Source organism: Planctomycetota bacterium (assembly GCA_038746835.1).
Classification (GTDB): domain Bacteria; phylum Planctomycetota; class Phycisphaerae; order Tepidisphaerales; family Tepidisphaeraceae; genus JBCDKH01.
On record JBCDKH010000025.1, the window covers coordinates 20,216 to 28,721 of the forward strand.

Here is an 8,506-nt window from a genome sequence, read left to right on the forward strand (position 1 = left end):
TCGGCGCAAACGCGCTTGCGCCGCTTTTCTCTTGCCACCGCTCTCGCCATGCGCCGCTTTCTCGCACTCCTGCTCGCTTCGAGTTCCGTCGCCGCTGCTCAGACGGCGTCGTTTGATTCCGCCGATGGCTACCGAGTCGGCGCAGCCGTCAGCGACCAGCCCGCAGAGCCGCCGTCGTGGACGGGGACGCCACTGGCAACCGTAATCGACCTCGGTGACGGCAATGGCGCGGCCCAGACCTCCGGCCGCGACGAGACCAACTTCGCCAACATGCGTCTCCCGCTGGCCGGCGAGGCCACGGGCAAGGTGCCCTTCTCGTTTCGACTCCGATCCGACGCGAAGCCGACGAGCGAGGACTTCGACGGTGCCTGGTTCGTCCGCATCGGCCACGACACCACCGGCAACACGCAGGGCAACGCCGTCCGCATCGGCATCTTCGATAACGGCATCGTCCAGACCGAAAACCAGGCCGGTGGCGGCATCAGCAAGATGGTCGACGCCGACGGTAAGACGATCGACCTCGACGACTTCGAAGGCCGATTCGTCGACGTCTCCGGCGTCATCGACTTCGGCAGCGAGACGTACACGCTCACGTTCGACGGCGTCGAGCAGACCTTCCAGGGCAAGCCCGAACTGCCCTTCCACGCCGCGGGCCAGGACGAGCTCGGCGTCTTGTCGATCAACGCCTGGAACAGCGACGACCAGCAGGCTCGGCAAGTCACGTTCGACGACTTCGTCGTCGGTGATGCTGACGCCTCGGCCGATGCCAGCTTCGTTAAGCCCGACGAGCGACCGTTGCCGACGGCAAGGCCGCGACCAGCCGGCGACGATCTCCCGGGCGGCGTCGCGGTTCTGCCGCAAGACGCCGTCGCCGCCTTCTTCGCCGGCAACTACGGCCCTGTGACCGACCTCGCTTCCGTGGAAGTCGTCGACGTCGCAGGCGGCCCGGTCGATCGCGCACTTCGCGTCACCGTCGGTCGCAACACCGCTGCCGAGCCGCAGAAGTGGCACGCCGAGATCAAGACGCGCCAGATCGCCCCGACCACCGGCGGCGACGTGGCTCATCTCCGCTTCTGGGCACGCACGCTCGCTAGCGAGCACGAAACCGCTGCCGCCGAGTTCGACGTCTATTACCAGCACGCCGGCCGGCCTTTCGATCCGTCGTTCGTCTACCGCGCGACACCCGGCAGCGAGTGGACGCGATACGACATCCCGTTCAACGTCTATCGCACCTACGGCGAAGGCAACGCCGAGCTGAACTTCGCTGCTGGCCTTCGCGAGCAGACGTTCGAGCTCGCCGGCATCGAGCTCGTCCGCTACGGCGGGACGGGCGTCGAGCTGTCCGATCTTCCCAAGACCACGCAGGACTACGACGGCCGTGATCCCGACGCCGCATGGCGTAAGGAGGCTTTGGCCCGGATCGACGAGCTCCGCACGGGCCCGATCGAAGTCCGCGTCGTCGACGCCGACGGCCGACCCGTCGCTGGCGAGCGTATCGAGATCGAGATGACCAAGAGCGCCTTCCAGTTCGGCAGCGCGATCAGCGCCGAGGTTTGGCGTCGCCAGGACGACGTCGGCCAGCGCTACCGCGAGGAAGCCCTGCGGCTCTTCAACACCGCCAGCACGGAGAACGGCCTGAAGATCCATCGCTGGTACGACCTCCAGCACCGCCAGGAAACGATGGCCATGCTCGCCGACCTCGACGAAGCCGGCCTGACCATTCACGGTCACGTGCTCGTCTGGCCGAGCTGGCGCAAGACACGCGTGCCGCTGGACCGCATTCGGGCCGAGGCGGAGGCGGGCGACGTCGAGTCCCTCCGCTGGATCACCAACGAGTTCATCCGCGACGTCACGATCGACACGGCCCAGTACATCGACGCATGGGACGTGATGAACGAGCCGTGGAACAACAACGACTTCATGCGGCTGATGGGCGAAAGCGAGATGGCCGAGTGGTTCCAGCTCGCTGAGAAGCATCGCCCCGACGCCGACCTCTTCATCAACGACTTCGGCATCCTCAACGGCCCGCCCTTCGACAAGAACGGACACGCGCAGGAGTATCACCGCGTCATTCAGGTGCTCGCCGACGCAGGTGCGCCGGTCGACGCGATCGGCTTCCAGTCCCACTTCGGCAGCCTGATTTCGATCGGCCAGCTCCAGGAGACGATCGCCGCCTTCGAGCCGTTCGGAAAGCGGATGATGATCACCGAGTTCGACACGCGCACCACCGACGCCGAGGCCTACGCGGACTACCTCCGCGACCTGCTCATCCTCAGCTACGCCCATCCGCAGTTCGACGGTTTCATCATGTGGGGTTTCTGGGACGAGGTGCACTGGCTGCGAAACACGCCGATGTTCGCCCGCGACTGGACCGCCAAGCCGGGCGTGGCGATGTGGGAAAAGTGGGTGCTGGGCGAATGGAAAACCAACACCGCCGCCACCACCGATGACCAGGGCATTGCTCGCGTCACCGGTCATCACGGCGGCTACGTCGTCCGCGTCGGTGACGTCGAGATGGCCGTCTCGCACACGGCTGCCGAGCCGGGGATGGTCGTGTTGCGGCTGAATTGACGCCCACTTTTGACAACGCCAGTGGCCATGGCGGGCGAAGCTCTTTGCCCGTCGCGACAAGTTGTTACGCTGCGGCAGCTCCCGGCGCTGCTCTGCGATGTCGTCTCCGCTGTTCATCATCGACGCCTTCACCGGCCGGCCCTTCGGTGGCAATCCGGCGGCTGTCGTTTTGCTTGAGCCGGGCGATCCGCTCGCTGCCGACGGCGAGGATGCGGAGGCGCTGCGGCTCAACATCGCCGGCGAGATGAACCTTTCCGAAACCGCATTCGTCACCTACGGCGACGATCGGCAGAAGCCCGCCAGCGAGTCCGTCCGGGGCCGGACCTTCGGGCTCCGCTGGTACACGCCGACACGCGAGGTCGACCTCTGTGGCCATGCGACGCTGGCCTCGGCGCACGCGCTTTACGACGCGGGCCTGGTCAGCTTGCACCAGCCGATTGAGTTCGACACGCGTTCCGGCCGACTGCGCGCCTCGCCCGACACGGACTGGCGTGGCTTCTGGATCGACCTGCCCGCCACGCCGCCCGTCCAGGAACAGCTGCCCGACGGGCTGCTCGACGCGCTCGGCCTCACGAGCACCGTCTTCGCCGGTCGCAGCACCCCGGCCGACGGCGTCGACGACGGCAGCGCGAACGACTTCTTCGACTGGTTCGTCGAGGTCGATGCCGAGTCCGAGGTCGCCCGGCTCGATCCGACGTTCCGCGCCATCTCCAACATCTGCCTCGAACACAAGCAGGCGCGCGGCGTCATCGTCTCGGCCAAGGCAACCCGCGACGATGCGGAGGTCGTCAGCCGGTGCTTCTACCCGGCGTACGGCGTCGACGAAGACCCCGTGACCGGCAGCGCCCACTGCACCGTCGGCCCGTTCTTCGCACGCGAGCTCGGCAAGAAAGACGGCGAGGTCCTGCACTGCCGCCAGATCAGCCGGCGCGGCGGTGAGGTCCGTGTGACAACGCGCGGCAAGCGCGTCCACCTTGGCGGACGGGCCACGACCGTCGTTCGCGGCAAGCTCGTTCTGTAGCCGCTACCAGAGCAGCGTCGACGCCTCGAAGACCGGGCCGTGCGTGCAGGCGAGGCGGTAGCTCCACCCGCGGTCGCTCTCGTCCTTCTGTCGAATGACACACGACTGGCACGTGCCCATGCCGCACGCCATCGCCCTTTCGACGGCCACCTGGCAAGCCAGCCCGCGCTCTCGTGCGACCTGCGCGACGGCGATCATCATCGGCTCCGGCCCGCACGTGTAAATCGTCGGCCGAACACTGCCGACCTCCCACGAGTCGTCGAACCACGCGTCGAGGTACCGGGCCAGCGGCTCGGTGACGCGGCCGTGCCAGCCGTAGCTGCCGTCGTCGGTGCTGATGATCGCGGGGAAGCCGAACTGCGAAAACTCGTCAATGTTGTACAGGCCTTCCATGCTTTTGGACGTCCGACCCGCCGGTGGCTCGGGGGCGTCGTCGGTGATGGTCAGGCTGAGCAGGTCGCGTGTGATCGCACCCGCAAACGCGACGGCCTTTCGACGATCATCGTCGGCTGCCTCGTCGTTGAGTGCAGCTAGCGCCTGCGCGAGGTAGATCATCGGCGGAATCCCCACACCGCCGCCGACGAGCAGTGCGATGCCGCCCGGATCTGGCAGCGTGAAGCCGACGCCCAGCGGGCCGATGACGTCGACCTTGTCACCCGGCCGGAGCGTCGACAGCCAGTGCGTGCCGGGACCGATGTCGCGGTTGATCAGATCGACCTCCTCGCCGCGCCGCCCAGCGATGCTGAAGGGCCTGCGCAGCACGGGCGTCGGCCGGTTCGCGTCGCCCTGGTGGACGTCGATTCGCATGCCGGGCGACCACTCGTGGACGATCTCTTCGACCTCGCCAATCGGCGCATCGTCGACGTCGCGGCACTTCACCTGCAGAAACTGCCCCGGCACGCTCGCCGGCATGTCGGGCACCCGCAGCGTCAGCCGATTGTGCTCCCGACAAAGAGGCACGTTCGCCACGGTCTCGGCAACGTAACGTCCACGCATCGGTGCGACTGCAGTCACGAAACGACCGTAGCGCTCCATCCGTCATCCTGAGCGAGCGCAGCGAGTCGAAGGACCTCGCCTGTGCTGCGGAGCCAAATGCAGACGAGGTCCCTCGGCTGCGCTCGGGATGACGGAGGGAGATGATCTCCCTACGCCCGGTCCCACTCCGTCGCCCGGCTGAGGGCCTGGCTCCAGCGATTGCGACGCCGCTGACGCTCGTCCATCGACATCGCGGGCTCGAATCGCTTGTCGACACGCCAGATCGAACGAACCTCGTCGAGGCCGGACCAGAAGTCGACCTGCAGTCCCGCCAGATACGCGGCACCGAGCGCGGTGGTCTCGACGGTCTGCGGCCGGACGCACGGCACGCCGTAGACGTCGGCCTGTAACTGCATCAAGAGGTCGTTCGCCGCCGCCCCGCCGTCGACGCGCAGCTCGTCGATCGGCAGCTGCGAGTCGGCCCGCATCACGTCCAGCACGTCGGCCACCTGGAAGGCGATGCCTTCCAGCGCGGCCCGGGCGAGATGCGCCCGCGTCGTCCCGCCGGTCAGGCCGACGATGGTGCCGCGGGCGTACTGGTCCCAATGCGGCGCGCCCAGTCCGGCAAACGCTGGCACGAGGTAGACGTCGTTCGTGTCGTTGACGGTCTTCGCCAACGCCTCGATCTCCTCGGCCGAGTCGATGATGCCCAGGCCGTCGCGCAGCCACTTCACAACCGCACCGCCGACGAAGACGCTGCCTTCGAGCGCGAACGACGCCCGGCCGTCGCGTCGCCACGCGGGCGTCGACAGCAGACCTTGCGTGGACGCGACAGGCTCGTCGCCGACGTGCATCAGCATGAAGCAGCCGGTGCCGTACGTGCACTTGGCCAGGCCGCGATCGAAGCAGGTCTGCCCGAAGAGCGCCGCCTGCTGATCGCCCGCGATGCCGCCGATCGGGATGCTGCCGCCGAAGTGCGACGTCGCGCCGAAGTCGTCGCCGCTGCTGCGGATCTCCGGCAACATGGCCGGCGGGATGCCGAGTGCGTCGCACAGCCGTTCGTCCCAGGACTGCGTCGCCAGGTCCATCAGCATCGTCCGCGAGGCGTTGGTGACGTCCGTCGCATGGACGCCGCCGTCCGGGCCGCCGGTGAGGTTCCAGAGGAGCCACGTATCAACCGTGCCGAACAGCAGCCGGCCGGCCTCGGCGTCGCGGCGGGCACCGTCGACGTGGTCCAGAATCCACCGCACCTTGCTCGCCGAGAAGTAGGCGTCGACGACCAGGCCGGTTCGCTCACGAACGACGTCGCCGAGCCGTCGGTCCAGGTCGTCGCAGAAATCGGCCGTCCGCCGGTCTTGCCAGACGATGGCCGGGTGGATCGGCTCGCCGGTCGCGCGATCCCAGACGACGGTCGTCTCCCGCTGGTTAGCGATGCCGATCGCGGCAACGTCGGCGGCCGTCGCACCGGCAGCAATGAGCGCCTTGCGTCCGCAATCGAGCTGGGTCTGCCAGATTTCGCCAGTGTCGTGCTCGACCAGCCCGGCCGCGGGGAAGTGCTGCGTGATTTCCTGCTGTGCCTTGCCCGCGACCTGCCCTCCGTGATCGAACACGATCGCCCGCGAGCTGGTGGTTCCCTGATCGAGCGCGAGGACGAACTTGCCAGCCATGAGGTGAGGCTAGCTCACTCCTCTGCATCACCGCCGTTCTCCACCTTCCGTCATCCCGAGCGCAGCCGAGGGACCTCGTCTGGATTGGGCTTCAATGCTTCGGGCGAGGTCCCTCGACTCGCTGCGCTCGCTCGGGATGACGGATCGGAACGTCTCAGTCGACGCCGATGTCTTCGTTCCAGAGGGCCGGGTTCTCCTTGATGAACGTCGTCATCATCTCGATGCACTCGGCGTCGTCGAGGTCGATGAGTTCGATGCCGTGGCTGCGGAGGAAGTCGGGCGACGTGCCGCCACGGCCCTCGCCGCCGGGAAAGGTGCGGCTTTCGCCGACGACGACCTTCGGGATGCCGAACTGCACGGCCGCCCCGCTGCAGAGGAAGCACGGCATGAGCGTCGAGTAGAGGATCGTGTCCTTGTACGTCTTCTGCCGGCCGGCGTTGTTCAGGCAGTCAATCTCCGCATGAATCATCGCCCCGCCGCCCTGCACGCGGCGGTTGTGTCCCCGGCCGATGATCTGGCCGTCGCGGACGAGCACGCTGCCGATCGGCAACCCGCCCTCGGCGAGGCCTTGCTTCGCTTCATCGATCGCAGCCTGGAGAAACGGATCGGGCATTCACGTTTCTATGCGTTCTGACTGAAACGCAAAGACGCAAAGGGGCAAAGGCCCGAGCAAAGCAAAGGACACGCGTGGCAGTCGGGTTGTTCCACTCCGTTTCCTTTGTCTGACCTTTGCGCCTTTGCGTCTTTGCGTTTCCCTGCCCGCTCCTACATTGGTCGGATGAAGGACGTCCATCAGGAGGTCGTGCCCGTGCTCGACTTCGGCAGCCAGTACGCCCAGCTGCTGTGCCGACGCGTGCGCGAGGCGGGCGTCTACAGCGAGCTGCTCCGGCCGGACGCGTCGCCGAGCGACATCGCAGACCTCGGCGACGTCAAAGGCATCATCCTCAGCGGCGGGCCGAGCAGCGTCTATGTCGAGGGCGCACCCAAACCGCACCCGGAGCTCCTCGACTGGGCGACCCAGAACGACATCCCGGTGCTCGGCATCTGCTACGGCATGCAGGTCGCCTGCAACCTGCTCGGCGCCGACGTCCAGCCGGCGGAGGCACGCGAGTACGGGCGGACGCGGCTGGACGTCGTCGACGACGCCCTGCTGCTCAACGGCCTGCCGAAGGAGACACATGTCTGGATGAGCCACGGGGACCAGGTCCAGAGCCTGCCGGACGACTTCCTGCCGCTCGCCAAGACGCCGACGTGTCCGTTCGCCGCGACAAAGCACAAGAAGAGCCGATTCTGGGGCCTGCAGTTCCACCCAGAGGTCACGCACACGCCGCGAGGCGAGACGATCTTCGCCAACTTCCTCGACGCGGTCTGCGGCTGCTCGGGCACGTGGCGGATGGGCGACTTTGTCGATCAAACGGTCCAGCGCGTCCGCGAACAGGTCGGCGACGCCAACGTCATCTGCGGCCTGTCGGGCGGCGTCGACTCGAGCGTGACCGCCGCCCTGCTGCAGAAAGCCATCGGCGACCAGCTCAAGTGCATCTTCGTCGACAACGGCCTGCTGCGGAAAAACGAACGACAGCTCGTCGAACGCACCTTCGGCGACCACTTCAAGATCGATCTCCGAACCAGCGACGCGGGCGACGCGTTCCTCCGCGAACTCGCCGGCGTGACCGATCCGCAGGAAAAACGGACCATCATCGGCCGCGAGTTCATCGAGGCCTTCAAGCGCGAGGCGGCCAGCATTCCGGACGTGAAGTTCCTCGCTCAGGGAACGCTCTATCCCGACGTCATCGAGTCCGGCCATGGTCACTCGGGCCACGCGGCCAACATCAAGCTCCACCACAACGTCGGCGGCCTGCCGGCGGAGCTGGGCTTCGACCTCGTCGAGCCGCTACGCGAGCTGTTCAAAGACGAAGTCCGCGCCGCCGGCGAAGTGCTCGGCCTGCCGGAACGACTCGTCTGGCGTCACCCGTTCCCCGGGCCGGGCCTGGCCGTCCGGGTCATCGGCGAGATCACCGAAGAGCGACTGACGATCCTGCGCGACGCCGACGAGATCGTGCTCGACGAGCTGGTCTCGGCCGATTTGTACCGAAAAACCGCCCAGGTCTTCGCCGTCCTGCTTCCGGTCGGTACGGTCGGCGTCATGGGCGACGGTCGCAGCTACGACCATGTCATCGCGGTCCGTGCCGTCGAGAGCCGCGACTTCATGACCGCCGACTGGGCCCGCCTGCCGTACGAGGTGCTTGGCCGGATGAGCATGCGGATCATCAAC

The 8,506-nt window shown here is 67.1% G+C and carries 6 protein-coding genes; 3 read left to right on the forward strand and 3 right to left on the reverse strand.

The window, feature by feature from the left end; all coding sequences use genetic code 11:
- Positions 1 to 48: 48 nt before the first annotated feature.
- Positions 49 to 2,571, forward strand: a complete 2,523-nt coding sequence (locus AAGI46_04595; GenBank protein ID MEM1011483.1) for an endo-1,4-beta-xylanase — start codon at positions 49 to 51, stop codon at positions 2,569 to 2,571.
- A gap of 97 nt (positions 2,572 to 2,668) precedes the next feature.
- The gene (locus AAGI46_04600) at positions 2,669 to 3,592 is read left to right on the forward strand and encodes a PhzF family phenazine biosynthesis protein (GenBank protein MEM1011484.1); all 924 of its coding nucleotides are present in this window, start codon (positions 2,669 to 2,671) and stop codon (positions 3,590 to 3,592) included.
- 3 nt (positions 3,593 to 3,595) lie between these two features.
- On the opposite strand, the gene AAGI46_04605 is transcribed toward AAGI46_04600, so the two are convergent.
- From AAGI46_04605 to AAGI46_04615, 3 genes are all read right to left on the reverse strand, one after another.
- Positions 3,596 to 4,561, reverse strand: coding sequence for a dihydroorotate dehydrogenase electron transfer subunit (locus AAGI46_04605; GenBank protein ID MEM1011485.1), 966 nt, complete (start codon positions 4,559 to 4,561; stop codon positions 3,596 to 3,598).
- 176 nt (positions 4,562 to 4,737) lie between these two features.
- Positions 4,738 to 6,234 (reverse strand): glycerol kinase GlpK, encoded by a 1,497-nt coding sequence (gene glpK, locus AAGI46_04610; protein MEM1011486.1) that lies wholly within the window; start codon positions 6,232 to 6,234, stop codon positions 4,738 to 4,740.
- Between the two features lie 154 nt (positions 6,235 to 6,388).
- Entirely contained in the window at positions 6,389 to 6,847 is a 459-nt protein-coding gene (locus AAGI46_04615) for a nucleoside deaminase (protein MEM1011487.1), read from the reverse strand.
- 165 nt (positions 6,848 to 7,012) lie between these two features.
- On the opposite strand from AAGI46_04615, the gene guaA reads away from it, so the two are divergent.
- Positions 7,013 to 8,506, forward strand: a 1,494-nt coding sequence (guaA, locus tag AAGI46_04620) for a glutamine-hydrolyzing GMP synthase (protein ID MEM1011488.1), incomplete at its 3' end; no start/stop codon positions are given.

Bases quoted from the DNA above. Each gene is read 5' to 3' on its own strand.
- AAGI46_04595 (MEM1011483.1), top strand. From the start codon at position 49: ATGCGCCGCTTTCTCGCACTCCTGCTCGCTTCGAGTTCCGTCGCCGCT.
- AAGI46_04600 (MEM1011484.1), top strand. From the start codon at position 2,669: ATGTCGTCTCCGCTGTTCATCATCGACGCCTTCACCGGCCGGCCCTTC.
- glpK (MEM1011486.1), bottom strand. From the start codon at position 6,234: ATGGCTGGCAAGTTCGTCCTCGCGCTCGATCAGGGAACCACCAGCTCG.
- AAGI46_04615 (MEM1011487.1), bottom strand. From the start codon at position 6,847: ATGCCCGATCCGTTTCTCCAGGCTGCGATCGATGAAGCGAAGCAAGGC.